The 24,107-nt window shown below is 67.2% G+C and carries 24 protein-coding genes and 1 tRNA gene; 5 read left to right on the forward strand and 20 right to left on the reverse strand.

The window, feature by feature from the left end:
• On the forward strand, window positions 1-248 hold a 248-nt coding region (locus FVP33_RS18630), incomplete at its 5' end, for an IS3 family transposase (protein WP_147785206.1).
• A gap of 114 nt (window positions 249-362) precedes the next feature.
• Here the strand turns inward: FVP33_RS18630 and FVP33_RS18635 are convergent.
• Window positions 363-436: transfer RNA gene (locus tag FVP33_RS18635), tRNA-Pro, on the reverse strand.
• Window positions 437-616: 180 nt separating this feature from the next.
• Here FVP33_RS18635 and FVP33_RS18640 point away from each other — a divergent pair.
• Complete coding sequence (locus FVP33_RS18640; protein ID WP_147785207.1) at window positions 617-1,546, forward strand: NAD-dependent epimerase/dehydratase family protein; 930 nt, start codon at window positions 617-619, stop codon at window positions 1,544-1,546.
• Here the strand turns inward: FVP33_RS18640 and FVP33_RS18645 are convergent.
• Window positions 1,543-2,031: an NUDIX hydrolase gene (locus FVP33_RS18645; protein WP_147785208.1), complete on the reverse strand. Its 489-nt coding sequence runs from the start codon at window positions 2,029-2,031 to the stop codon at window positions 1,543-1,545. The genes FVP33_RS18640 and FVP33_RS18645 overlap by 4 nt on opposite strands.
• 74 nt (window positions 2,032-2,105) lie before the next feature.
• On the opposite strand from FVP33_RS18645, the gene FVP33_RS18650 reads away from it, so the two are divergent.
• From FVP33_RS18650 to FVP33_RS18660, 3 genes are all read left to right on the forward strand, one after another.
• Window positions 2,106-3,440, forward strand: coding sequence for an HNH endonuclease signature motif containing protein (locus FVP33_RS18650; RefSeq protein WP_147785209.1), 1,335 nt, complete (start codon window positions 2,106-2,108; stop codon window positions 3,438-3,440).
• Between the two features lie 256 nt (window positions 3,441-3,696).
• Window positions 3,697-4,944 (forward strand): ATP-binding protein, encoded by a 1,248-nt coding sequence (locus FVP33_RS18655; RefSeq protein WP_147785210.1) that lies wholly within the window; start codon window positions 3,697-3,699, stop codon window positions 4,942-4,944.
• 585 nt (window positions 4,945-5,529) lie between these two features.
• Window positions 5,530-6,174, forward strand: a complete 645-nt coding sequence (locus FVP33_RS18660) for a rolling circle replication-associated protein (RefSeq protein ID WP_425460960.1) — start codon at window positions 5,530-5,532, stop codon at window positions 6,172-6,174.
• Between the two features lie 167 nt (window positions 6,175-6,341).
• Here the strand turns inward: FVP33_RS18660 and FVP33_RS18665 are convergent, their stop codons facing one another.
• From FVP33_RS18665 to FVP33_RS18750, 18 genes are all read right to left on the reverse strand, one after another.
• A complete protein-coding gene (locus FVP33_RS18665) occupies window positions 6,342-7,739 on the reverse strand; it encodes a recombinase family protein (protein WP_147785211.1) in 1,398 nt (465 codons plus the stop codon).
• 221 nt (window positions 7,740-7,960) lie between these two features.
• Window positions 7,961-9,484: a ribosome biogenesis GTPase Der gene (der, locus tag FVP33_RS18670; RefSeq protein ID WP_147785212.1), complete on the reverse strand. Its 1,524-nt coding sequence runs from the start codon at window positions 9,482-9,484 to the stop codon at window positions 7,961-7,963.
• Between the two features lie 48 nt (window positions 9,485-9,532).
• Entirely contained in the window at window positions 9,533-10,189 is a 657-nt protein-coding gene (gene cmk, locus FVP33_RS18675; protein ID WP_147785225.1) for a (d)CMP kinase, read from the reverse strand.
• Window positions 10,190-10,212: 23 nt separating this feature from the next.
• Window positions 10,213-11,310, reverse strand: a complete 1,098-nt coding sequence (locus tag FVP33_RS18680) for a prephenate dehydrogenase (RefSeq protein ID WP_147785213.1) — start codon at window positions 11,308-11,310, stop codon at window positions 10,213-10,215.
• Window positions 11,311-11,673: a chorismate mutase gene (gene aroH / locus FVP33_RS18685; RefSeq protein ID WP_147785214.1), complete on the reverse strand. Its 363-nt coding sequence runs from the start codon at window positions 11,671-11,673 to the stop codon at window positions 11,311-11,313. It lies immediately after the preceding gene.
• 1 nt (window position 11,674) lies between these two features.
• Window positions 11,675-12,472 carry a pseudouridine synthase gene (locus FVP33_RS18690; RefSeq protein ID WP_147785215.1) on the reverse strand — a complete coding sequence of 266 codons (798 nt, stop codon included), beginning with the start codon at window positions 12,470-12,472 and terminating at the stop codon, window positions 11,675-11,677.
• Window positions 12,462-13,061 (reverse strand): SMC-Scp complex subunit ScpB, encoded by a 600-nt coding sequence (gene scpB, locus FVP33_RS18695; RefSeq protein WP_147785216.1) that lies wholly within the window; start codon window positions 13,059-13,061, stop codon window positions 12,462-12,464. Before scpB ends, FVP33_RS18690 begins: the two co-directional genes overlap by 11 nt.
• A complete protein-coding gene (locus tag FVP33_RS18700; RefSeq protein WP_246142432.1) occupies window positions 13,051-13,875 on the reverse strand; it encodes a segregation and condensation protein A in 825 nt (274 codons plus the stop codon). The genes scpB and FVP33_RS18700 overlap by 11 nt, the downstream gene beginning before the upstream one ends.
• On the reverse strand, window positions 13,859-14,749 hold the full coding sequence (locus tag FVP33_RS18705) for a ParA family protein (protein ID WP_147785217.1): 891 nt from the start codon (window positions 14,747-14,749) through the stop codon (window positions 13,859-13,861). Before FVP33_RS18705 ends, FVP33_RS18700 begins: the two co-directional genes overlap by 17 nt.
• Before the next feature lie 245 nt (window positions 14,750-14,994).
• Entirely contained in the window at window positions 14,995-16,011 is a 1,017-nt protein-coding gene (gene xerD, locus FVP33_RS18710; RefSeq protein WP_147785218.1) for a site-specific tyrosine recombinase XerD, read from the reverse strand.
• Window positions 15,926-16,558 carry an NUDIX domain-containing protein gene (locus FVP33_RS18715; protein ID WP_147785219.1) on the reverse strand — a complete coding sequence of 211 codons (633 nt, stop codon included), beginning with the start codon at window positions 16,556-16,558 and terminating at the stop codon, window positions 15,926-15,928. Before FVP33_RS18715 ends, xerD begins: the two co-directional genes overlap by 86 nt.
• 7 nt (window positions 16,559-16,565) lie before the next feature.
• On the reverse strand, window positions 16,566-18,251 hold the full coding sequence (locus tag FVP33_RS18720) for a CTP synthase (RefSeq protein ID WP_147785220.1): 1,686 nt from the start codon (window positions 18,249-18,251) through the stop codon (window positions 16,566-16,568).
• 80 nt (window positions 18,252-18,331) lie between these two features.
• The gene (recN, locus tag FVP33_RS18725) at window positions 18,332-20,029 is read right to left on the reverse strand and encodes a DNA repair protein RecN (RefSeq protein WP_147785221.1); all 1,698 of its coding nucleotides are present in this window, start codon (window positions 20,027-20,029) and stop codon (window positions 18,332-18,334) included.
• A complete protein-coding gene (locus FVP33_RS18730) occupies window positions 20,026-20,949 on the reverse strand; it encodes an NAD kinase (protein ID WP_281289419.1) in 924 nt (307 codons plus the stop codon). The genes recN and FVP33_RS18730 overlap by 4 nt, the downstream gene beginning before the upstream one ends.
• A 71-nt stretch (window positions 20,950-21,020) precedes the next feature.
• A complete protein-coding gene (locus tag FVP33_RS18735) occupies window positions 21,021-21,824 on the reverse strand; it encodes a TlyA family RNA methyltransferase (RefSeq protein WP_147785222.1) in 804 nt (267 codons plus the stop codon).
• A complete protein-coding gene (locus FVP33_RS18740) occupies window positions 21,817-22,002 on the reverse strand; it encodes a hypothetical protein (RefSeq protein WP_147785223.1) in 186 nt (61 codons plus the stop codon). Before FVP33_RS18740 ends, FVP33_RS18735 begins: the two co-directional genes overlap by 8 nt.
• A 9-nt stretch (window positions 22,003-22,011) precedes the next feature.
• Window positions 22,012-23,067, reverse strand: a complete 1,056-nt coding sequence (locus FVP33_RS18745) for an HAD-IIA family hydrolase (RefSeq protein ID WP_147785228.1) — start codon at window positions 23,065-23,067, stop codon at window positions 22,012-22,014.
• Entirely contained in the window at window positions 23,009-24,040 is a 1,032-nt protein-coding gene (locus FVP33_RS18750) for a tetratricopeptide repeat protein (protein WP_246142434.1), read from the reverse strand. The genes FVP33_RS18745 and FVP33_RS18750 overlap by 59 nt, the downstream gene beginning before the upstream one ends.
• Between the last annotated feature and the right edge of the window lie 67 nt (window positions 24,041-24,107).

Raw genomic sequence — 24,107 nt, forward strand, 5'->3', positions numbered from 1 at the left:
ACGGGCTCTACAAAACTGAACTCATCCGCCGACAAGGGCCTTGCCGAACGGTCGAGCAGGTCGAACTCGCGACGCTGGAATATGTGTGGTGGTGGAACAACCAACGCCTCCACGGCGAACTCGCCCTGCGCACCCCGATCGAGGTCGAGGAAGAGTATTACGCTGACCAAGAATCGTCCCAGCCGGCACCCGCCAGACAGGGAAGCAACGAGGAACTAAACCCAGGCCGAATCACTTTGCGACACTGACCGGCCGGGAAACCCGCGACATCACAACCCCGAAAACCACGAAATCCCTCCCGTTGTTCATCGGAAGGGATTTCGCGTTTGGTTCTTGGGACGGTTTTTGGGACGACCCAATTGTCGGGCTGACAGGATTTGAACCTGCGACCCCTTGACCCCCAGTCAAGTGCGCTACCAAGCTGCGCCACAGCCCGTGACTTGTTCCGGTCGAGATTTGCCCTGAAGCGCGCCGCGACCAGCACCGAGAATCTAGCTTAGCGGCAAGTTCGAGCGCCCACGCCCATCGTCCATCCCGCCGGGGACAGGGGAACCGAAAGTCCCGTGTGTGACGTCGCAACTGCTGGCACAGTGGACACAGCGAGAAGGGGACCCTCATGACACCCGACCATGTGATCTTCGGCACGGGCCCGGTCGGCCGCGCCACCATGCAGGCCCTGGTGAACCGCGGCCAGAGCGTGCGCATGGTCAATCGATCGGGCCGGGCGAGCGTGCCGGATGGCGTGGAGGTCGTCGGAGGAGACGCCATGAACCACGAGTTCACCCGATCCGTCTCGGTCGGAGCATCGACTGTCTACCAGATCCTCAACCCGCCCTATTATCTCTGGGCGCAGGAATTCCCCGCCCTTCAGGCGAGTGTGCTGGCGGCGGCCGAGTCGAATGGCGCGCTGTTCGTGAACATGGACAACCTCTACTCCTACGGCCGGCAGGACGGCGAGCCGCTCACCGAGCTCACCCCGGAGAATCCGCACACGCGCAAGGGCGGGGTGCGCAAGCGGATGGCGGACACGCTCTGGCGGGCACGAGCCGAGGGCCGTGTGCGGGTGGTCAGTGGACGGGCATCCGACTACTTCGGTCCCGGCGGCGGCGAGTCGTCGCCGCTGGGCGACCGCGTGTTCCCCCGAGTGCTCGCGGGCAAGAACGTGAGCGTGATCGGCAACCCGGACAGGCTGCACAGCTACACGTTCATCCCGGACATCGGCGAGGGGCTCGCGACTCTCGCCCTCACGCCCGAGGCGGAGGGCGAGGTATGGCACCTGCCCAACGACCCGCATCCGCAGTCGACGCGACGAATGATCGAGACGGCCTACCGGCTCGCCGGAACGACGGGGACGGTGCGCAGCATCCCGACGGTGGTACTGCGGATGCTCGGACTCACCAACCGCACCATTCGCGAGGTCGTGGAGATGGCCTACGAGTTCGAGGATGACTTCGTGGTGGACAGCACCAAGATCGCCCGGCTAGGAATCACGGCGACTCCGATCGACGAGGCGATCGAAAGGACTCTCGCGAGCTACCGCCGTTAGTCGAGAAGCTCGCGCAGCTCGGGCCACGCCGCGGCGAACCCGGGATGCAGACTGAGTTCGGTGACCTCGTCCACCAGTACCCAGCGGAGCTCGGCGCTCTCTGCGTCGGCGATCACCGGCTCGAACTCCTCGATCGCCTCGGCGACGACGGTCGTGTACGACCAGTAGCCGAGATCGAGAACGGAGGTGTGCAGGATGCGCAGCAACTCGGGCGGCACGGTCGCCTCCTCCGCGGCCTCCCGCAGCGCGCCATCCACCGCCGACTCCCCCGCCTTGCGCGCGCCGCCCGGCAGCCCCCAGGTGCCGCCGAAATGGCTCCAGCCCACCCGGTGCTGCAGCAGCACGCCGAGGGAGCGGTGCCAGACCAGCAGGCCGGCCGCGCCAAAGCGGCCCCAGAACTTCTCGCCGTCCGGGCCCTGCACCCAGGCGTCGCCCGGGTCACGCACGCCGTAGGGCGGCAGGGGCGGCGGGATGTCGTTGCTCACCCCTTAAGCATGCCGTTGTCCCCATTCGCCCTCAAGCCTTTCGAACATACGTTCGAATCTCGTAAAATAGCTGCATGGAAACGCTCCCCGAGTCGCTGATTCGAACCGCTGCCAGTGTCGCAGCGCTCGGAGGGTTGGTGGTCGATTTCGCACCCCTGACCGATGGGGAATTGAGGTCCGCGTCCGAGTTGGTCGGTTCACTCGTCGGTATCGGCAACCGCTATGCCGCGATGATTGCCGCAGAGACCGCGCACCGCTCCCGCCCTGAACTCGGCCGCTCGGGAATGGCAGCCACGGCCGGGTACCTCTCTGCCGCTCAAATGGTGCAGGCCACCCAGGGAATCTCCCACAGGGACGCGATGAAGCTCATCGAGGTCGGCACCCTGATCGCGCGTGCGGAGGCCGGCATCGAGGACTCCACTTCCGCCGCGCAGCCGTCGCCGAGTGGGCGTTCGGCCGCGCAGGGCTCGGAGGAAGATTCCGATGCACCCCTCTGGCAGTTCCCCTTGGTCGCCGCACTCAATTCCGGGGCATTGTCGATCGACGGCGCGGACTCCGTACGCCGGGCGCTCGGCGAAGTGGACGCGGCAGTCACCCTCGCTCAACTCACCGCCGCGGCCGAGGAACTGGTGGCCGGGGCCGCCGGGGTGACGCCGGAGGCTCTGTCGAGGCGCGCCCGCCAGTTGCGAGATCGGCTCGACGAACAAGGAATCGCTCGCCGGGAGAAGCAACGCGACGATCTTCGGTCGGTGCGAATGTGGACGGACGCCAACGGCATGCACTGCGGATTCTGGCGGCTTGCCCCCGAAGACGGACTCATTGTCGCCACCGCCTTCGACGCGCTGATGTCGCCGCGACGGGGAGGTCCCCGGTTCGTTCATCCAGATGCCGTCCAGGCAGCGGAGGATCTCCGCTCTGACACGCGCACGCGGGAGCAGATCGCCGCAGACGGCCTGGTGGGAATGATCCGACTCGCCGTGGACGCCGACCCCACAGTCATGCATGGTGCCAGAAGGCCCGCGGTGCGGGTTATCGTCACGGGCGCACACCTTTCGGCGAGGACCGGACACGGACGGCTGGAGGGGCACGCCGACCCGGTGCCGATGAGCACCGTCGAGCGCCACGTTTGCGATACCGGCACCATCGCGCTCGGCTTCGACGACGACGGTCAGTGCGTCAACGTCGGCCGCACCCAGCGCCTCTTCACCGAACGACAACGAATCGGCATGGCGGTCCGCGACGGAGGCTGCATGGCCCCCGGCTGCGATCGCCCGCCATCGTGGTGCGAAGCCCACCACATCGACAACTGGCACCGAGACCACGGCAACACCGATATAGCCGACGGGACAAATTGTAAATGTCACCCTAATGAAGCGTGCGCTATGGGCTATTTACCATGCGCGGAATAGCGCAGCAACCGCCTCGACGATAAATGCGCCGACTGAGTCGAGAAAGCCGCGAAGGAATCCCGTCGCCAATCCCCCGGAGCCGGGTGGCGCGAGTGTCTAGGCATGCACGAATCATAAGGCGACGAACGGACAAAGCGGACGGGTCAATGTGTCAATAGGACCCTAAATGCGAACGCGAAACTCGCCCATCGCCCTCGGAATGCAATCTCTGACCTCCGCGTCCTTCACCCGCCCCTGTGGGCAATAGAGTTCTGACATGTCGAGACCGAATCCTGAGGATATTTTCACCCCAAAGACGGTCGTGTCAAAGGAGATGTTCGAAGCGCGTAATGAGGCCGATATCAACGGTGTCCCTGGGCTTCAGGATCGACTCCTCGACGCGCTTCGCGAACGTGGATGTCAAATTGTCATTTATGGCGATACGGGCGTCGGCAAGTCTTCATTGCTCAAAAATGTCTCGGAACTCCTGTCGCGCTCCGTCGTCGAAGTAGATTGCAAGTCCGGCATGACGATGGACGACATCATCAGCCACGCAACAAGACAACTGGTGACTTACCGCCGAGTCCGGCGCACCCGCGCCAGTGCGATCGAGGCGGAAGCTGAGGTGGAAGCGTCCGTTCCTTGGTTCGCTCGTCTTCGGGCGCGCGTCCTGTCTCGGTTCGAACAATCCGACGACTACGAGGTCATCCAAAGCCCCGCGTTTGGCGCTCTGCTGCAAGCGATGAGCGCCAAAGGACGAACGCTTCTGGTGTTGGACAATTTTCAGAACATCGACCTTCCCGAAACGCGCACTCAAGTCGCGCAATACATGGAGACTTTGTCCGATGCCGTCGGAAAAGGTCGAGTACATGCTGACGTCAAGTTCGTCACGATTGGAATCGCGGACGATCCCCGCACTCTTCTGGGTGCTTCGATGTCCTACGTGCGCCGCGCGGAGCAAATAGGTGTCCCGCGAATGCCCGATAGCGAGATCCGAGAAGTGCTCAGTCGAGGCTTCCATCTGCTCGAGCTTTCTATCACTGGCGATCAACTAGATCATCTCGTGTTCTTCAGCGACGGTTTCCCCTACTTCGCCCATTTGCTTGGGCTCTACATCAGCACTACGGCCATCCGCGCCAATTCCCTTGCCGTCACGGACGAAATGATCAAAGCGGCAATTGCGCGCGCCGCATCATCCGTGGCGGGCTCATATGAGGAACGCTTGCGCCTCGCGTATGAACGAAGCGGCTCAACTCAGCCGCGACGGCAGATCATTCGGATTCTCGCGGCATCGTCCGGTCGTCAATGGAGCTACAGCGATGTAGTGACCCTCTGGCAGGCGGCGAATCCCGAGGAAACCCGGACTAGCTACAACTTTCTCAGCGCTGCATTGGGCGCGCTGACGAACGAGCCGCAAGGCAACATCCTCACCACGGTGGGACCAACACGGCGCTTTGTCTACCGATTCGAGGATCCACACATTCGGCCTTATGTTCGCATTCGCGAGAATTTGAATCCCCTCTAGTCGACTTGGGTTATTGAGCATTGATGGCGCCGAAGGCGCCGCTTTACTTGAATAAGCAACATAACTCGGGAGCCCGGCAGGGCGATCGAGGGCAAGCGTTTCGGTCGTCCGAAGGACGCCGAAACGCGCGGCAGCCGTGTGTTAGCTGTGAGCGAATGACAATCATGTAATTCGTGGGCTATAACGGAACTGTAGGCAGGTCACGGGAAGTTATGAATCCCGGCGCACTGCGGTGCGGATCATGAAACTGGGTTAGAGCCCACAACTTTTAATTAGCCCCCAAGGGGCAGTTGGCGTCATCGAGACGCATTCCTCCGGCTTGTCCGGATGCCGAAGCACCCTCTTCCCGCTCGCTTACAACCTCCTGCAGACCTCTGCAGGCGATGTCGGCGCACCGGTGATTCGCTCCTTCGGCGACCCATTTTGAGTTCGCTCCTGCCTTAGGCCACCTTGTCCAGTTCACCTTCGTCTGCGTCGCTGTCGCCTCTGGCGCGCCTGGATGCCGGGTGGTTCTTCTCGCTCTATCCAGACGCCGCTGAGGGCGGCGGCTCGTTCCGCGCGTCGGTTCGGCGAGTACCGGACTATGTGTCGCGCGGGTACGCATTGGATCCGGAACGGGCCGCAGCCGAGGCAGGGCGTCGGGCTCGCGGTCGCCTTCGGCGCTTCTGTGCCGCGAACCGGTTGAACCGACTTGGGACGCTGACTTACCGGGGCGAGGGCTGCCACGATCCGCAAGTGATCCGCGCCCATCTGGGCGAGTTCTTCCGCTCCCTGCGCAGCGCCACGGGCGGCAAGCCGTTGGCGTATGTGTGGGTTCCCGAGTGGCACAAATCCGGCCACGGCCTGCACGCGCATTTCGCGGTGGGGAAGTACATCAAGCGGCAGTTCATCAATGAGGCGTGGGGCCACGGCTTCGTCCACATCAAGCTGCTGGGCGACTTGCCTGTCGGCTCGGGCACGCTGTCCGAGGCGCGGCAAGCGGCGGGCTACCTGTCGAAGTATGTGGCGAAGACTTTCACGGATCCGTCCGCGCGTGTTCTTGGCTTGCACCGGTATGACGTTGCGCAGGGCTTCACTCCTCGCTCCGTGGCGCTGACGGGCCGGTCGTCCGAGGAAGTGCTCGATCTGGCCTCGTCAGCGCTCGGGCGGGAACCGTCGTTCCAGTGGGCTTCCTCGTCGGTCGAAGACTGGCAGGGACCGCCGTCGATCTGGGCCCAGTGGGGCACCTGATGGCCGTCGATGCGGAGATGATGCGCACATGGCTGGAAGGGTCGTGTGGCGCTCAGGGTGTCGCGGTGGTCGTCACCGATGCCGGGGTCGTCGCCCGGGTCGGGGTGTTGCTGAGGGGGCGCGATGCTGCGGATGGTCGCGGAGCGACCGCAGCGGCATCGGGCCCCTCAGCGGCTCCACGTGGGCACGATCCGGAACGGATCGAACTCGCGTCCGCGAGTCTTCGCCGGGGTGATGGTCGCGTAGTCGAGGACAGCGCCGATGATCGCGACTTGGCGGGATAGATTTAGGCTCTCCCAGTTCGCGCGCAGTCCGTCACCATTGCCGACAAGACCGCTCAGGGTGCTATTGCCGCTGAGTTGTCCGAGTTGCCGGTCCGTGTTGTAGATCCGGGCCTCGATCGGTTCCCGCGCGGCCTTCCACTCGAGCATGGAGATCCCCTTGGCTGCCCACTCTTCTGCCAGCTCTTTGAGTTGCGCCTGATCGGATTGAAGCTCTGCCGACAGCGCCGAGAATCGGTCGTCGGCGGCGGCGCGTCCAGCGAGAGCGTCCGCCATCGCCGGGCTGTCCAGCCGGATGAGGACGGCTTCGGCGATCCATTCCTCGACCGGCCCCGCGACGATGGTCAGCCGTCCGCACCCGCCGTGGTCGGGTCCAGACTGGCACACGTACCGACGCGTGTCTCCACGCACCGCACTGAATAGTTTGTTGCCACAGTTCCCGCACCGCAGCATCCCGGAAAGTAGGTAGCTGCGGGGCGTCCGCCTGCCTGAGTTGACCTTCCGGGCGAAAGCCGCGAGGAGTTGCCTGTGCTGCTCGGGGCTGATGATCGCCGGCCACATCGCCGGCCCCACGATCACCCCGTTATGTGCGCGCAAGCCGGCGATGCGCGGGTTGCGAAGGACACTCCGCACCGTGCTGGTATGCCACGCGGCCCCCGCGACGGTGGGAATCCCCTGATCTTGGATCCATCTCGTCAGCGAGCCCATCGACTCGCCTGCGAGGTAACGCTCGGCAAGCTGGCGGATAACCGCAGCCTCTGACTCCACGACGGTGATCTGGTCCTTCTCGTACCCGAACGGACGGATTCCTCCATTGGGCTTGCCAGCCTCCGCATTCTCCCGCGCTTTGCGCTTCAACCGCTCCGACTTCCTGCCCGACTCCTTCGCAGCAACGGCGGCGAGCACCCGCGCCATGAACATGCCGTCATCGTTGCCAAGGTCGATATCCCCAGTCACAGCAACCAACTGGCGCACCCCGGCCACTTCACAGATCCCGGTGAACTGCTCCAACTCGATCGGGCGACGCGTCAACCGGTCGGTGTTGTACACGATCACCGCGTCACGTTGTCCTGCCGCAATGTCTTCAAGCATCCGCTCATACGACGGGCGACGTTTTCCCGCAAACGCCGAGATGTCGTTATCGACATACTCCTCGGCAACCAGCCAACCGCGATCAGCGGCGATCTTGCGACAGTCGGCAAGCTGCCGCTCGACGCCCAAACCCTCGCCGGTAACGTCTCTGGAAATGCGGGCGTATATCGCAGCGCGAACTGTCTCAACCATAGGGTGAGATTAGCGTGCAATTCCCGACGGTCTGCTCCTGTGCCGTCGACACCATCTGGACTTCCACAACAATGGCTGGGAAATCCACCGCGACGGAGCCGCCTACTACCTGACGCCACCACCGACTGTGGACCCGCAACAGAAGCCGATTCCATTGGTCGGCCAGAACGCCGCGAGCTATGCCTGATCTCGGTAGTGTGCAGAAGGGCGTCGGCGACTCGCTACGTGCGCTTGCGGCGCTCGCGCACCCGCATGTTGACGTTGATCGGGCTTCCCTCGAAACCGAAGATCTCGCGCAGACGCCGGGTGATGAATCGACGGTAGCCGGGGTCGAGGAATCCGGTCGTGAAGAGCACGAACGTCGGCGGCCGGGTGGCCGCCTGGGTTCCGAACAGGATGCGGGGCTGCTTGCCGCCACGCACGGGGTGCGGATGCTCGGACGCGAGCTCGGCGACCAGGGCGTTGAACTTTCCGGTGGGGATGCGGGTGTCCCAGGACTTGAGCGCGAGCTCAAGCGCCGGCACGAGCTTCTCGAGGTGGCGACCGGTGCGTGCCGAGATGTTCACGCGCGGGGCCCAGGCCACGTGGGCGAGGTCTTGTTCGATCTCCCGTTCGAGGTAGCGACGGCGGTCGTCGTCCAGCAGGTCCCACTTGTTGAAGGCGAGCACGAGAGCCCGGCCCGACTCGAGCACGAGGTCGATGATGCGCACATCCTGCTCGCTGATCACGTCGCTCACGTCGAGCACCACCACGGCGACTTCGGCCTTCTCGAGGGCCGCGCTCGTGCGCAGGGACGCGTAGAAGTCCGCGCCCTGGGCGAGGTTCATGCGACGACGGATGCCGGCGGTGTCAACGAAGCGCCACACCTTGCCGCCGAGCTCGACCTGCTCGTCGACGGGGTCGCGCGTGGTTCCGGCGAGCTCGTTCACGACGACCCGCTCCTCGCCGACGGCCTTGTTGAGGAGGCTCGACTTGCCCACGTTCGGGCGGCCGAGGATGGCGACCCGGCGCGGTCCGCCCACCTCTTCCTTCGCCACGGCGGACACCTCGGGCAGCACGGTGAGAACGTGGTCGAGCAGGTCTGCCACTCCCCTGCCGTGAAGTGCCGAGACGGGCCACGGCTGGCCGAGGCCGAGGCTCCAGAGAGCGGCGGCCTCCGGCTCCTGGCGGGCGTCATCCACCTTGTTGGCGACGAGAATGACCGGCTTCTTGGTGGCGCGCAGCATGCGCACCACGTGCTCGTCGGTGGAAGTCGCGCCGACATTGGCGTCGACGATGAAGAGAACGGCATCGGCGAGCTCGACCGCGATCTCGGCCTGCGCCGCGACGGAGGCGTTGATCCCCTTGGCGTCCGGCTCCCATCCGCCGGTGTCCATCAGGGTGAAGCGGCGCACGCCGTGTTCGGCCTTGTAGGCCACCCGGTCGCGCGTGACACCGGGGGTGTCCTGGACGACGGCCTCGCGACGGCCGAGGATGCGGTTGACGAGCGCTGACTTGCCCACGTTCGGGCGTCCGACGATGGCGAGCACCGGCAACGCCGGGAGGTAGACGATCGCGTCCGGGTCCTCGGTGGCGGTCTCGAGGATGTCGAGGTCTTCCTCGTTGAGGTCGTAGTCCTGGAGACCCGCACGGAGGGCGTTGGCGCGCATGAGCGCCTCCGACTCGTCCAGCTCCGCGATCTTCTCGCTCAGCTTGGGGTCGAGGTCGCCGTACTCGTCGTGCTCTTGGTCGTTGTTGTCTGGCATGGGGCTTTTCCTTATGAGGTCTCGATGCGCCCGACGGTTCGCGTCGTGCTACTCGACCCGCGATGTGCGCACTAGGTCCACGACCGCCGAGACGGTCTGGTCGAAGTCGAGATTGGTGGAATCGATGGTGGTCACACCATCTGCGGCGTTCATGAAGTCGACAACCCGGGAATCCTGGGCATCGCGTGAACTGAGTTGCTCGGCGACGGCTCTGGCCGAGTGCTCCGGTGTTTCAGCCGACCGCCTCGCCATTCTAGCTTCTTCGGATGCCGTGAGCAGAATCCGTACATCGGCGTCCGGGGCGACGACGGTGGTGATGTCCCGCCCCTCGGTGATGATGCCCGGGCGATCGCTCGCCTCGATCACCCGCCGGAAGAGCTCGACGAGGCGCTCGCGCACCGCGGGGATGCGGGCGATGGCACTCACCACGCCGGTGACACGGGGCTCGCGAATGGCCTGGGTCACATCCGTTCCGCCGACGCGCACGAAGTAGTCGTCCGGGTCGGTGCCGATGCGATAGTCGAAGTCGTCGAGTGACGCGAGCACCGCATCAGCGTCCTCGGTGTCGACGCCGTGCTCGAGCGCGTTCCAGGCCAGCGCGCGGTACGCGGCACCGCTGTCCTGATAGTCGAAACCGAGCTCGCGGGCGGCTGCCCGGCTCACGCTGGACTTGCCGCTGCCCGCCGGGCCGTCGACGGCCACGATTGTTCGTGCTTCTTCAGTTCCCGTCACTTCCAGGCTCCCGCAATCTTCCAGCCGCCGGCCTCGAGCTCGGCGGCGAGTCGTTCCTCCACCTCGGTGAGCACCGAGATCTCGGCGAGCCCGATCTGTGCGCCGGGCGAGTGCTCCAGCCTGAGGTCCTCCATGTTGACTCCGGCCTCGCCGATCTCGGTGAGCAGGCGGGCGAGTTCACCCGGCTTGTCGTCCACCATCACCACGAGCTGGCCGAATCGTCGATCCTGGCCGTGCTTACCCGGGATGCGGGACACCCCGGAGTTGCCGGCGGCGAGCGACTCGGCCACGGCCCGGCGCGCCCCGGCGACGTCTGGCGCCTCGAGGGCGGCAACGATCGCGTCCAGATCCTCGCGGTAGGCGTGCAGGATGCGAACGACCTCGGCCGAATTCGCCCCCAGGATCTGCACCCAGAGTTCCGGGTCGCTCGACGCGATCCGGGTCGTGTCACGGAGGCCCTGGCCGGCCAGGGACAGCGCCGATTCAGGCGCCGAATTGAGCCTGGCGGCGAGCAGCGACGCGATCACCTGGGGCACGTGCGAGACGAGGGCGACGCTGGAGTCGTGCTGTTCGGCGGTCATGGTCACCGGCACGGCGCCGAGGTCGAGCACGAGGTCCTCGATCACCCCGACCTCGCCGAACCGAGCCGGGCCGTGCGGGGTGATCACCCACGGCCGACCGATGAACAGGTCCGCCCGTGCGGAGATCGCGCCGCCGCGTTCCCGGCCCGCAAGGGGGTGCGACCCGATGTACCGGGCGACATCGGCACCGGTCGCCAGCAGCTCGGCGAGCGGCGCCGCCTTCACGCTCGCGACATCCGTGACGAGGGCGTCCGGAAAGGCGGTGAGTTCGGCGGCGATCACGGCGGCGGTCACATCCGGGGGGACGGCCACCACGATAAGGGTGGGATTGTCGGTGTCCCGAGCCGCGCGACCCGCTCCGTAGTCGATGGCCAGGCGCAGGTTGGCGGGAGACGCGTCGTGCACGATCACGTCGACGCCCTTGGCGCGCAGGCCGAGACCGACGCTCGCACCGAGCAGCCCGGCACCCACGACGCGCACTTCACCGACGATTCGACTGTTCACGTCTACCACCTACTGGGCTAGGTCGAGGCGAAGCTGAACTGCCCCGCGAAGATAAGTGTGCTGGATGTAGCGCCTCGGGGTATCGCTCTCCACGAGCGCCATCAGCCGGATCACGCGGGGCATCGAACCCGCGACATCCATTTCCACCGCGCACATCAGGGGCACGTCGCCGAGACCCAGCTCTCGCGCGGCCAGGGCCGGAAACTCGCTCGTGATGTCCGGGGTCGCCGTGAACATCACCGAGATGAGCGCCTCGGTATCGATCTCGTTCGCGTGCAGCGACTTGGCCAGCAACTCCGCGGTCGCCCGCAACACCTCGTCCCGGTCATCACGATCCACCTGAATCGCGCCGCGGATCGCCCGCACGGCCACGCTAGTCCGCCTCTGTCGCGTCGGTGTCGGCACCGGCGCTCGTCGCGTCGCGGGAGATCGTGAGGAGGGCGCCCAGTTCCGCCTTCGTGAGATCGCGGATTTCCCCGGGCGCGAGGGTGCCGAGGTGCAGCGGGCCGAACTGGCGGCGCACGAGGTCGATCACCGGGTGTCCCACGGCCTCGAGCATCCGGCGCACGATCCGGTTGCGCCCGGAGTGCAGGGTGATCTCCACCACGGTCTCGCTCGCGCCGGCCTGGCCGATGATGCGCGCCTTGTCGGCGGCGATCGGGCCGTCCTCGAGGTCGACACCGGCGGTGAGCCTGCCGATCGTCTGCGGAGACACGCGTCCCTCCACCTTGGCGATGTAGGTCTTGAGCACGCCGAACGACGGATGCGCGAGCACGTGGGCGAGCTCTCCGTCGTTGGTGAGGATGAGCAGGCCAGAGGTCTGCGCGTCGAGTCGGCCCACGTTGAACAGCCGCTCGTCGTAGCGCGAGACGAACCGCTGGAGATCTGGCCGGCCGCGGTCGTCCTGCAGCGAACTGACGATGCCGACCGGCTTGTTGAGCATGAGGTAGCGTCGCGAGGTGTCGAGCTGGATGGCCACGCCATCCACCGAGACCAGGTCGGTCTCCTGCACTCGGCGACCGAGTTCTGTCACCACCTCGCCGTTCACCTGCACCCGGCCGGCCTCGATCATGTTCTCGGACACGCGCCGGGAGGCGACCCCGGCCGCCGCCATCAGCTTCTGCAGGCGCACCCCGTCGTCGGCCGCCTCGCGCCCGGCCTCAGGCGACATCGTCGAACCCGTTCGAACCGTCGGAGAGCAGGGGTGAGATCTGGGGCAGCTCGTCGAGGGAGTTCACCCCGAGCTGGCTCAACAGAACGTCGGTCGTTGCATAGTGGATGGCTCCGGTCTCGCTGTCGGTGAAGGCCTCGGTGATGAGACCGCGACCGAGGAGGGTGCGCACGACGGAATCGACGTTGACGGCACGGATGGAGGCGATCGCGCCCCGGCTGATGGGCTGTTTGTAGGCGATCACGGCGAGAGTCTCGAGCGCCGCCTGGGACAGCCGGGAAGGGTTCTGGGTGAGCACGAAGTCGCGCACGAGGTCGTCGTAGTCTCCGCGCACGTAGATGCGCCAGCCGCCACCCACCTCACGCAACTCGAAACCGCGTCGGACACCCCCGTCGACGCCGTCGAAGTCGGCGACGAGCCGCTCGATGGACTGCCTCACCGCGGCGACCGGGGCGCCGAGCGAGGTCGCGAGGCTCACGAGGCTCTGCGGCTCGTCCGCCACCATGAGGATCGCCTCGAGAGCTCTCTCCAGGTCGATCGTGGTCGCGGGGGCGTCGGCCTCGGTCCCGTCGAAAAGGTCAATTGTCATAGTCGGCTCCCAAACTGGCCAGGCTTTCTTCCGACCACTGCTCGGCGGTCCAGTGGATGGTCAGTTCCCCCAGCGGTTCCAGCTGGTCGAACGAAATCGTGGCGCCGCGGTACAGCTCGAGGATGGCGAGAAACCGCGCGACGATCACCCCGGTGAGGTCGGCCCCGGCGATGAGCTGGCGAAAGGTCATCGGCGTTCCGCCGCGCAGCAGTGCCACGACGTAGGCCGCCTGCTCGCGGATGCTGACCAGGGGCGCGTGCAGGTGGTCGAGCCCGACGGTCGGCAGCTCCCGCGGGGCGAGGGCCAGGGCGGCGAGGGCCGCGAAGTCGTCTGGACTCAGCGTCCAAACCAGCTCCGGCGTCTGCTTGCGGTACTTCTCCTCGAGGCGCACCGAACGCACATGCCTGGCCGCCTCGGTCTCGAGCGCGGTGGAGAACCAGGCCGTCACCTCCTTGAAGGCCCGGTACTGCAACAATCGGGCGAAGAGCAGGTCGCGGGCCTCGAGGAGCGCCACGTCCTCGGCATCCACGAGTTCTCCCTGGGGAAGCAGCCCAGCCACCTTGAGGTCGAGGAGTGTGGCCGCCACGACGAGGAACTCGCTCGCCCGGTCGAGCTCCTCCACGGAGTCCAGTTCGCGGAGGTAGGCGATGAATTCGGTGGTGACGATGCTCAGCGAGATCTCGGTGATATCCATTTCGTGCTTCGCGATGAGCGAGAGCAGGAGGTCGAACGGTCCATTGAAGTTGGTGAGCCGCACCGAGAATCCGGAGGCCGCGACCTCCTCGAGCGCGTCGGAGCTAGGCGATTGCGCCACGGGTGATCAACTCTCTGGCCAGCTGGCGGTAGGCCTCCGCCGCCTGATGGTCAGGGGCGAACTGGGTGATGGGCGCCCCGGCGACGCTCGCATCCGGAAACTTCACGGTGCGGCCGATCACGGTCTCGAACACCTTGTCGCCGAAGGTCTCGACGACGCGCTCGAGCACCTCGCGCGAGTGCAGGGTGCGGGAGTCGTACATCGTGGCGAGGATGCCGTCGAGCTCGAGGGCGGGGTTGAGCCGGTCCTTGACCTTGTCGATCGTCTCCACGAGCAGGGCCACCCCGCGCAGGGCGAAGAACTCGCACTCGAGCGGGATGAGCACGCCGTGGGCCGCGGTGAGGGCATTCACCGTGAGCAGGCCGAGGGACGGCTGGCAGTCGATCAGGATGACGTCATAGTCGTCCTTCACCTGGCGAAGCACCCGGGCCAGAATCTGTTCGCGGGCCACCTCGTTCACGAGGTGCACCTCCGCGGCCGAGAGGTCGATGTTCGCGGGGATCACGTCGAGGTTCGGCGTGGCCGTCTGCTGGATGGCCTCTTTGGCGTCCTTGACCGTGCCCAGCATGAGGTCGTAGATGTTCGGGACGTCGTGGGACGCGATGCCGAGGCCGGCGGAGAGGGCGCCCTGCGGGTCGAAGTCCACCGCGAGAACGCGGCGTCCGTAGTCGGCGAGGGCGGCGCCGAGGCTGATCGCCGTCGTCGTCTTGCCGACACCACCCTTCTGGTTGCACAGGGAGATGATGCGGGCGGGGCCGTGGCCCCTGAGCGGCGCGGGAACGGCGAAGACGGTGCGGGGTCGGCCGGTCGGGCCATTCGGAGCGACTTCGAAACCGGTGAGTTGTTCGGCCGTTTCGTTGCGCTTCGCTGTCATCCCGACATTCCTCACCCTTGGTCGCCGGCCGCTGCCGATTGCCTCGATTCTACCGAAGCGAGTGTGGATGCCCGCCGCGACCCGCGCGCGCCGCCGGATCACCCGGGCGCGTCAACTGCCGGCACCGCGCGGCGGCGGGGGATATGGTCCGGCGGCGGGGGTTACGACTCCCTCCGCGGCGCGGTTTCCCCGCCGTGAGCCGGCGCAACCCCCGCCGCGAGGGACTCTCCCGGGCCGGATTCCGGTCAGCGCGCCCGCGGATGCGCCGTCGTGTACATGTCCCGCAGTGTGTCCGCGGTCACCAGCGTGTAGATCTGGGTCGTCGCCACGGAGGAGTGGCCGAGCAGTTCCTGAACGACCCGCACATCCGCCCCGCCGGCGAGCAGATGCGTGGCGAAGGAGTGACGGAAGGTGTGCGGCGAGATCTCGATGCCCAGCTTCGCCTGCTCGGCCCGGGCGCGGATGATCAGCCACGCGTTCTGTCGGGACACCCGCTGCCCGCGCAGACCCAGGAACAGCGCCGGGGTGGACGGCCCGCGCACCGACAGGATGGGCCGCGCTCGCACGAGGTACGCGTCGATCGCCGCCCGCGCGAAGCTCCCGAGCGGCACGATGCGCTGCTTTCCGCCCTTGCCGAACAACCGCACGACATCCGCGCTGCCCTCCTCGACGCCCAGCACGTCGTCCACGTTGAGGTCGACGGCCTCGGAGATGCGCGCCCCTGTCGCGTACAGCAACTCCAGCAGTGCCTTGTCGCGCAGGGACTGGAGGTCGTCTCCGCCGGCCGCGTCGAGCACGGCCGCCATCTGCTCGATGGTGATCGCCTTCGGCAGTCGGCTCGCGAGCTTGGGCGGCTTCACGTCGGACGCGACATCCTCCGGCACGAGCCGCTCCTCGAGCAGGAACCGGTGGAAGCCCCGCACCGAGGACAGCATGCGTGCCATCGACGAGGCGGTGAGCGGCGAATCGGGCCGGGTGCGCAGCTGCTGCGCGAACGCCGAGACATCGGCCTCGGCGACGCCCTCCGGGGTCGTGACCCCCCGCGCACGGAGCGACCCGAGATAACTCGCGAGGTCGCGGCGGTAGGCAGCGACGGTGTTGGCCGACAGGCCGCGCTCGATCGAGACATGTCTGAGGTACCGGTCGAGCGCTCGGTCGAGCGCCGTCGGGGGCTCGCTAGTCACCGGGCGAGAATTTCGGATGCCGCGGCCACGGCGACTCGGCGTCGCCGAGGGTCGACCAGCCGCGTTCGCGGGCGGCATGCGCAGCGAGCACCGCGAAGGACAGGATCGAGTTCGCCACGCGGCGGTTCAGCACGGCATCCACCACCTCCTCGAGGTCCACCCACCTCTTCTCGAGGTCGGCCTCCTCCTCCTCACGCTCGAAGGCGTGCGGCGCGTCGCTCACGCCACGCGCGAGATAGACCCGGATGGCCTCGTTGCTTCCTCCCGGGGAGGTGGCGAAGTCGCAGAGCAGATCCCAGCGCTCGGCCACGAGATCCACCTCTTCGGCGAGTTCCCGTTGCGCGGCCCTGACCGGCGACTCGCCGTCGAGGTCGAGCAGGCCGGCGGGGATCTCCCAGTCCCGGGCGCCGATCGGATGCCGGTACTGCTTGATCAGGAGCACCCGGCCGCGTTCGTCCAGGGCGAGCACCGCCACCGCGCCCGTGTGGTCGATGTAGTCCCGGGCGATGATGCTGTCCCCGTAGGCAAAGGTTTCGTGGCGCACGTTCCACACCCGGCCCTCGAAGACCACCTCGCTCGACGTGATCGCGACGGGGTACGGCTCGTCAGCCAGTTCGCCATTCATGGTTCGCTCAGGCGTCCGTGACCGGGAACAGGCGGCTTGCCTCCTGGCGTTCGCGCGCCGCCCCGACGAGTCCCTTGAACAGTGGGTGGGCGCGGTTGGGGCGCGAACGAAGCTCCGGATGCGCCTGCGTTCCCACGTAATACGGGTGCACGTCGCTCGGCAGCTCCACGAACTCTACGAGATGCCCGTCCGGCGACACTCCGGAGAACCAGAGCCCGGCATCGGAGATCCGGCCACGGTAGGCGTTGTTGACCTCGTAGCGGTGCCGATGCCGCTCGGACACCTGTGCAGCACCGTACACGCCGGCCACGATGGAGCCGTCGGCGAGGTCGGCCGGGTAGAGCCCGAGCCGCATGGTGCCGCCGAGGTCGCCCCCGGCGATGATGTCCACCTGTTCCGCCATCGTCGCGATCACCGGGAACTCGGTCTCCGGATCGAACTCGGACGACGACGCCCCATCGAGCCCCACGACGTTGCGCGCGTACTCGATCACCATGCACTGCAGCCCGAGGCACAGCCCGAGCGCCGGGATGTTGTTCTCCCGCGCGAACCGCAGGGCGCCGAGCTTGCCTTCGATGCCTCGCACGCCGAACCCTCCCGGCACGCAGATCCCGTCGACGTCGGAGAGCAGGCGCGCGGCGCCCTCCGGTGTCTCGCACTCGTCGGACGGGATCCAGCGGATGTTGACCTTGGTCTGCTGCGCGAAGCCGCCGGCCCGCAGCGCCTCGGTCACCGAGAGGTACGCGTCCGGCAGGTCGATGTACTTGCCGACGAGGCCGATGGTCACGTCGAACTTCGGTTCGTGCACCGCGGCGAGCAGGTCGCTCCAGCCCGACCAGTCGACGTCGTTCGCCTCGAGGCCGAAGTGCTCGATGATGTAGGCGTCGAGTCCCTGGTCGTGCAGCATGGTCGGGATGTCGTAGATCGAGGGCACGTCGATCGCGTTGACGACGGCCTCGGGATCAACGTCGCACATCAGGGCGATCTTGCGGTTCATCGATTCGGGCACCGGCCGGTCCGACCGAAGCACGATGGCATCCGGCTGGATACCGATCGACCGCAGGGCCGCGACCGAGTGCTGGGTGGGCTTGGTCTTCTGCTCGCCGGAGGCATTGAGGTACGGCACGAGCGAGACGTGCACGAAGAAGCAGTTGGATCGCCCGATCTCGTGACGCACCTGGCGCGCCGCCTCGAGGAACGGCTGCGACTCGATGTCGCCCACGGTGCCGCCCACCTCGGTGATGATCACGTCCGGTCGATCGTCGCCGGCTTCGACAGATGCCTGGAGGCGCATACGACGCTTGATCTCGTCGGTGATGTGCGGAATCACCTGAACGGTGTCGCCCAGGTACTCGCCTCGACGTTCCTTGGCTATCACCGTGGAGTAGATCTGGCCGGTGGTGACGTTGGCCGCCTGGTTGAGGTTGATGTCGAGGAATCGCTCGTAGTGCCCGATGTCGAGGTCGGTCTCCGCGCCGTCGTCGGTGACGAACACCTCGCCATGCTGGAACGGGTTCATCGTGCCCGGGTCCACGTTGAGATACGGGTCGAGCTTCTGCATGACCACGCGAAGACCTCGCGCGGTGAGAAGGTTGCCGAGACTGGCTGCCGTGAGTCCCTTACCGAGACTCGAAACGACACCACCCGTCACGAAAATATGCTTGGTAACGTCCGCGCTCTGTTTAACCACCACGGGATTACAGACTATCACCGGGCCTCGCCCACTTACGCCCACCGACAGGCCGGTTTCGCCCGCGGCGGAACGCCGATCGGTCAGCCGTCGAGTGCGCGCGCCGTGTCGAGCAGTTCGCGGGCGTGAGCGAGGCCGCTCTCCGAGTCGGGCAGGCCGGAAAGCAGGCGCGCCATTTCGGCGATCCGCTCCTCGCCGTGCAACTGTTGCACGCTGCTCGCGGTCACCGCCCCGTCGCTGTCCTTGACGACCCGGAGGTGATTGGTGGAGAAGGCGGCGACCTGGGCGAGGTGGGTCACCACGATCACCTGGGCGGTGCGGGACAGCCGGGCGAGGCGACGTCCGACCTCGATCGCCGACGCGCCGCCCACCCCGGCATCCACCTCGTCGAAGATGAAGGTCGGTACCGGGTCGCTTCCGGCGATCACCACCTCGATCGCGAGCATCACCCGGGAGAGCTCTCCCCCGGATGCGCCACGGCCGAGCGGACGCGGCTCGGCACCCTGGTGCGGGGCGAGCAGGATCGACACGGTGTCTTTGCCGGTCAGGCCGTAGTCCTCGCGGTCGGTGACCTCGACCACGAGCCTGGCGTTCTGCATGGCGAGGGCACCGAGCTCCTCCGTCACCCGCTCGGAGAGGCGCACGGCGGCCTCCCGGCGCACCTCGCTCAGCCGCGCGGCGAGGTCGACGACGCTCTCCCGGTCGGCGGCCACCTCCGCGCCGAGGCTCTCGATGCGGTCGGCGTCATGGTCGAGTTCGAGCAGGCGGGTGCTGCCGCTCTCCAGGTACTCAATGGTGTCGTCGATGGTCGGACCGTACTTGCGGATGAGGGACCCGAGCACAGCCCGGCGCTCGTTCACGGCCTCGAGCTCGCGGCCGCCATCGGTGTCGAGGCCCCCGAGGTAGCTGGAGATCTGGCTGGACACGTCTGCCACGACGAAGCTCGCATTGGCGATCGCCTCGACGATCGGCTCGAGCGCCGGGTCATGGCTGGACACCCGCTCCAGCTGGCGTCGTGCCGTCTCGAGCAGCCCGATCACGTCCCGCGGGTCGTCGAGACTCTCCGACGACACCAGTTCGTGCGCCTGTCCCGCGGCGAGGCGGAGGTCTTCGAGGTTGGTCAGGATCTCGGCGCGTTCGGCGAGTTCGGTGTCTTCACCGGGCTTCGGATCGGCCTCCTCGATCTCGGCCATCGCGATCCGCAACTCCTCCGCCTCCAGCATCCGTCGGTCCCGCTCGGCCACGAGCACGTCGAGTTCGCCCTGATTCGACTGCCAGCGGCGGTAGGTGGACTGGTAGTCGGCGAGAAGGCCGGAGAGGGACTGGCCGGCGAACCTGTCGAGGGCCTCGCGCTGCGCCGTGGCGGAGCGGAGGCGCACCTGGTCCGACTGCCCGTGCACCACCACGAGCTGCTGACCGATCTCGTTGAGCACACCCACCGGCGCCGCCCGGCCGCCGACGACGGCACGGCTGCGGCCGTCCTGCGAAACCGACCGGCCGAGGATGAGCTCGCCGCGGTCCACATCGCCTCCGGCATCGCGCACACGTTCCGCCACGACCCCGTCCGGCTCGATCTGCCAGCGGCCCTCGACTACCGCCGATCCAGCGTCCTGCCGCAGCACAGATCCGTCTGACCGGTCACCGAGCAGAAGGCCGAGCGCCGTGACGACCATGGTCTTGCCCGCGCCGGTCTCCCCGGTGAGGGCCGTGAATCCGGGGCCGAGCGGCAGGATGGCCTCGCCGATAACACCGAGGTTGCGGATGGAGATCTCTTCGATCACTGGGACGGGCCCTCGCCGTCCGCCGGGCCCCGCCAGCCGTTGGTCGGAAGGTTGAACTTGCCCACGAGACGGTCGGTGAACGGGCCCTGGTGCAGACGGGCGAGCCGAACGGGCACGGGCGATCGCCGAACGATCACGCGTGCTCCGGGCGGCAGGTCCTTGGAACGTCGTCCATCGCACCACAGCACTCCGATGCCCTGGGTGCGCTGGAGCACCTCCACGGCGAACACCGACTCGGGTCCAACGACGAGCGGGCGCCCGAAGAGGGCGTGCGGGCTCAGCGGCACGAGCAGCATTGCGTCCAGGCTCGGCCAGACGACCGGCCCGCCGGCGGAGAAGGCGTACGCGGTGGACCCGGTCGGGGTGGACATGACCACACCATCGCAACCGAAGGAGGAGAGCGGCCGGCCGTCGACCTCGATCACCACCTCGAGCATCCGCTCCCGGCTGGCCTTCTCGACCGTCGCCTCGTTGAGTGCCCACGTCTCGTAGATAACCTGGGACTCCACCTTCACCCGCACCGACAGCGTCATGCGCTCTTCGACGAGGTAGTCGCGGGCGAGCGCCCGGCGAACCGTCTCGGTGAGGTTGTCCCGTTCGCTCTCGGCGAGGAACCCGACGTGCCCGAGGTTGACGCCGAGCAGGGGCGCGGATGAGCCTCGCGCGAGCTCCGCGGCGCGCAGGATGGTGCCGTCGCCACCGAGCACGATCACGAGCTCCAGTTCGCCGATGTCGATGGCGTCGCCGAGCACCTTGATCGCGGTGAGGTCCGGGGCCTGCGCGAGCACGTCGGCGTACTCGTCGGGCTTGATCACGGGAGTCACGCCTGCCGCAATGAGCTGCCGGCTCACCTTCACCGCAGAGTCGAGCGAGTCCTGGCGCCCCGTGTGGGCGACGACGAGCATGTACCGTGCAGCCACTTGGTTACTCCTCGTGCGTCGGGCGATGGTGCGGTCGGTCGGAAGGCCCTGGTCATTCCGACCCGTCGGAATCACTTCGTTCGAGACAGGGCAGAGACTCGGTCACTCCATTCTGTCGGATTGGTGCCGGCTTCCGCGCTCAGCCAAGCCAGATACTCCTGATTGCCCGCCCCTCCGAGTATCGGTGAGGAGATGAGTCCCGCGGTGGACAGGCCCAGGTCCCAGGCCGCCCAGAGCACTCCGGCGATGGCGTCGGCTCGCAGGCCGGGCTCGTGCACGATCCCCTCTCGGATGCCCGTGCGTCCCACCTCGAACTGCGGCTTGATGAGGAACACATAGTCCGCCTCGAGACCGACCGTGGCAACGAGCGCGGGGAGCACGGTCGTCAGCGAGATGAAGGACAGATCCCCCACGACGAGGCTGGCCTCGACGTGCCGACCGGCCGCCTCGTCGAGCGAGTGCGGGGTCAGGTCTCGCGCGTTGAATCCCTCGATCACGGTCACGCGGTCGTCCCGGGCAACGATCGGATCGAGCTGGCCGTGCCCCACGTCGAGGGCGACCACGCTCGCTGCGCCGCGCTCGAGCAGCACCTGGCTGAAGCCACCGGTGGAAGCCCCCACGTCGAGCGCCTCGCGACCCCTCACGTCGATCACGAACTCGTCGAGCGCGGCAAGCAGTTTGTGCGCGGCGCGGCTCACGTAATGGTCGAGTGCGGTCAGCGCGAGCACGTTCGACTCGTCGACCTTCGTCGACGCCTTGAGCACGGTCTGGCCGTCGACCGTGACCGATCCGTCGGCGATCAACCGGGCGGCCTGGGTTCTCGAACGGGCGATGCCGCGCTCGGCGAGGGCCGCGTCGAGGCGCGTCTCAGCCATGCTGCTGCTGAGCGTCCCCGCCCTCGAGGGTCTGCTGCAGCCGATCGTGGATCTGGGCGAATGCGGAGGCGCGCTGGTCGAGGGGCTGGTCCTCGATGAGTCGCAGGCGCGAAAGCAACGCGCCCGCGTCATCGGCGCCTCCCGACGCCCCGGAAACTGTCGAGTTCTCGTCAGGCATGACTCAACGCTACCCCTCCGAATGAAGTTCGGCCGGCACGTCGAGTCCGTAGATCGCCAGGCCGGAGCCCCAGATCGCGGCCGCGCCTGCCCGCAAGAGGTCAACGCGCAGTTCGCCCGGTGTCCGAATGCTCAGCACGCTCCCGCTCAGGATCACCACGGCCGAGCCCACCCGAAATGAGCGGTCCCCGGTCGGGAGCGTCGTCTCGATCGTCTCGGGGTAGGGCTCGTGGAGCTGCCGAAGGTCCTCGAGAATGAAGGTGGGGCGGGAGTCCTTGTCGGCGGCGAGCACCTGCTTGGCGCGGTCGATACCGGTCAGCACGAGGGCCGAGGAGATCCCGGCGCGGTTCGCCCCGAGGATGTCTGTGTCCAGCCGGTCGCCGAGGAAGAGCGTCTTCGTCGCGCCGAACCGGGTGACCGCCTCCTCGAAGATCGCCACCTCTGGCTTGCCGGCGACCACCGGGAGCCGGCCCACGGCCGAGTGCACGGCGGACACCAGCGTTCCGTTGCCTGGCGCGATTCCTCGCGCGACGGGGATCGTCCAGTCGGTGTTCGTCGCGACCCAGGGGATTCCCGTGTGCAGCGCGAACGAGGCCTCGGCGAGTTGCGTCCAGCCGACCTCCGGGGCGAAGCCCTGGACCACGGCCGCCGGCGAGTCGAGCGCCGAGTCGGTGACGACGAAACCGGCCTTGGTGACCTCGCTCGTGAGGCCCTCTCCCCCGACCACGAGGATACGGGAGCCGGTCGGTACCAGCGTTGCGAGCAACCGCACGGCCGCCTGGGGCGACGTGACCACGTCGCTGGCCGACACCTCGAGACCGAGGGACGTCAGATGAGAAGCAACGGAGGCCGCGGTGCGAGACGCGTTGTTAGTGATGTAGCCCACCCGCAGGCGCTCGGCAGCACGATTGAGGGCGTCCACGGCGAAGGGGATGGCATCCGGGCCCTGGTAGACGACGCCATCGAGGTCGGCCAAGAGGAGGTCGACGCCGTCGAGCGGCGTCGCATCAGCCACGCCCTGGCTCCGCGTGCTCTCCCTGCTTGTCAGCGTCGGTCCCGGTGGCATCGCCGGCGGCATCGACATCCTTGTCGAGCTCCTCCTCCACCACCTCGATGACGTCGTCCTCCCCGTCACCGGCGCCGAGGGCGTCCATCGCCCGGTCGGAGCGCTGCCACCACTCCTCCGCCTCGTCTTCGCGACCGAGGTCCTCGAGCACCGCGGCGTAGGCATCGAACAGCGCCGGGCTCCAGGAGAAGGCCTTGTCCGGGTCGAGCTGCGGGATCTTCAGCTCGTCCAGCGCCGCCTCGGTCTGGCCGAGGTCCAGGCGGGCTCCGGACATCGCTATCGCGAGCTGCACCTGTACATCAACCGGGAGGCCCTCGCGGGGCACCGAACGCCCGAGCTCCAGCGCACGGTCCGGTCGGCCGAGACCTCGTTCGCTGTCCACCATCAGGGGCAGCTGGTCGTCCTTGCCGGAGATCCGGCGATAGGTACGCAGCTCCCTCAGGGCGAGGGCGAAGTCCCCGATCGAATAGGCCGTGATGGCGAGGGTCTCGCGCACGACGGCGATGCGCCCGGCCCGCCTCGCCGCCGACACGGCGTGAGCGTGGGCGAGCGCCGGGTCGGATTCGATCAGCTGGGCGACCATCGCGAGATGACGGGCCACGCCGTCCGCGTTCTCCTTGCTCAGGGTCTTGAGCTGGGTACGGGCGACGCGGTCCAGATCCTTGGGTTGAACGCTCTCGGGGATCTCCGGATCGTCGTGACGGGTGCGCACGGACTTCGTGCCGAACGGGTCGCGATCCTCGATCTCACGGGGCGATCGGCCCTGGTAGCCCGGGCGATCACCCGATCGGTTCTCCCGAGGATTGCGGCTCAGGTCAGCCTCGGGCCGACCGCGGCCCGCCCCCGCCGGCCGGTCACCGTCGCGCCTGGGCCGGTCTCCGGCAGGTCCGCCGCGGTTCGGCCGCCCGGCTTCCGGGCGGTTGCCACCCGGCTTCTCCCCGGGTCGCTTGCCGCGGTCTCCTGAATCGGACACGATGTCTCCCTGCTAAACGATCTCTATTGAACTGTAGTGAGTGTGTGGTTGGTGGGTTAACGCAGGA

Origin of the sequence: Lacisediminihabitans profunda (genome assembly GCF_008040105.1) — a bacterium.
In the GTDB taxonomy this organism is placed as follows: Bacteria; Actinomycetota; Actinomycetes; order Actinomycetales; family Microbacteriaceae; genus Lacisediminihabitans; species Lacisediminihabitans profunda.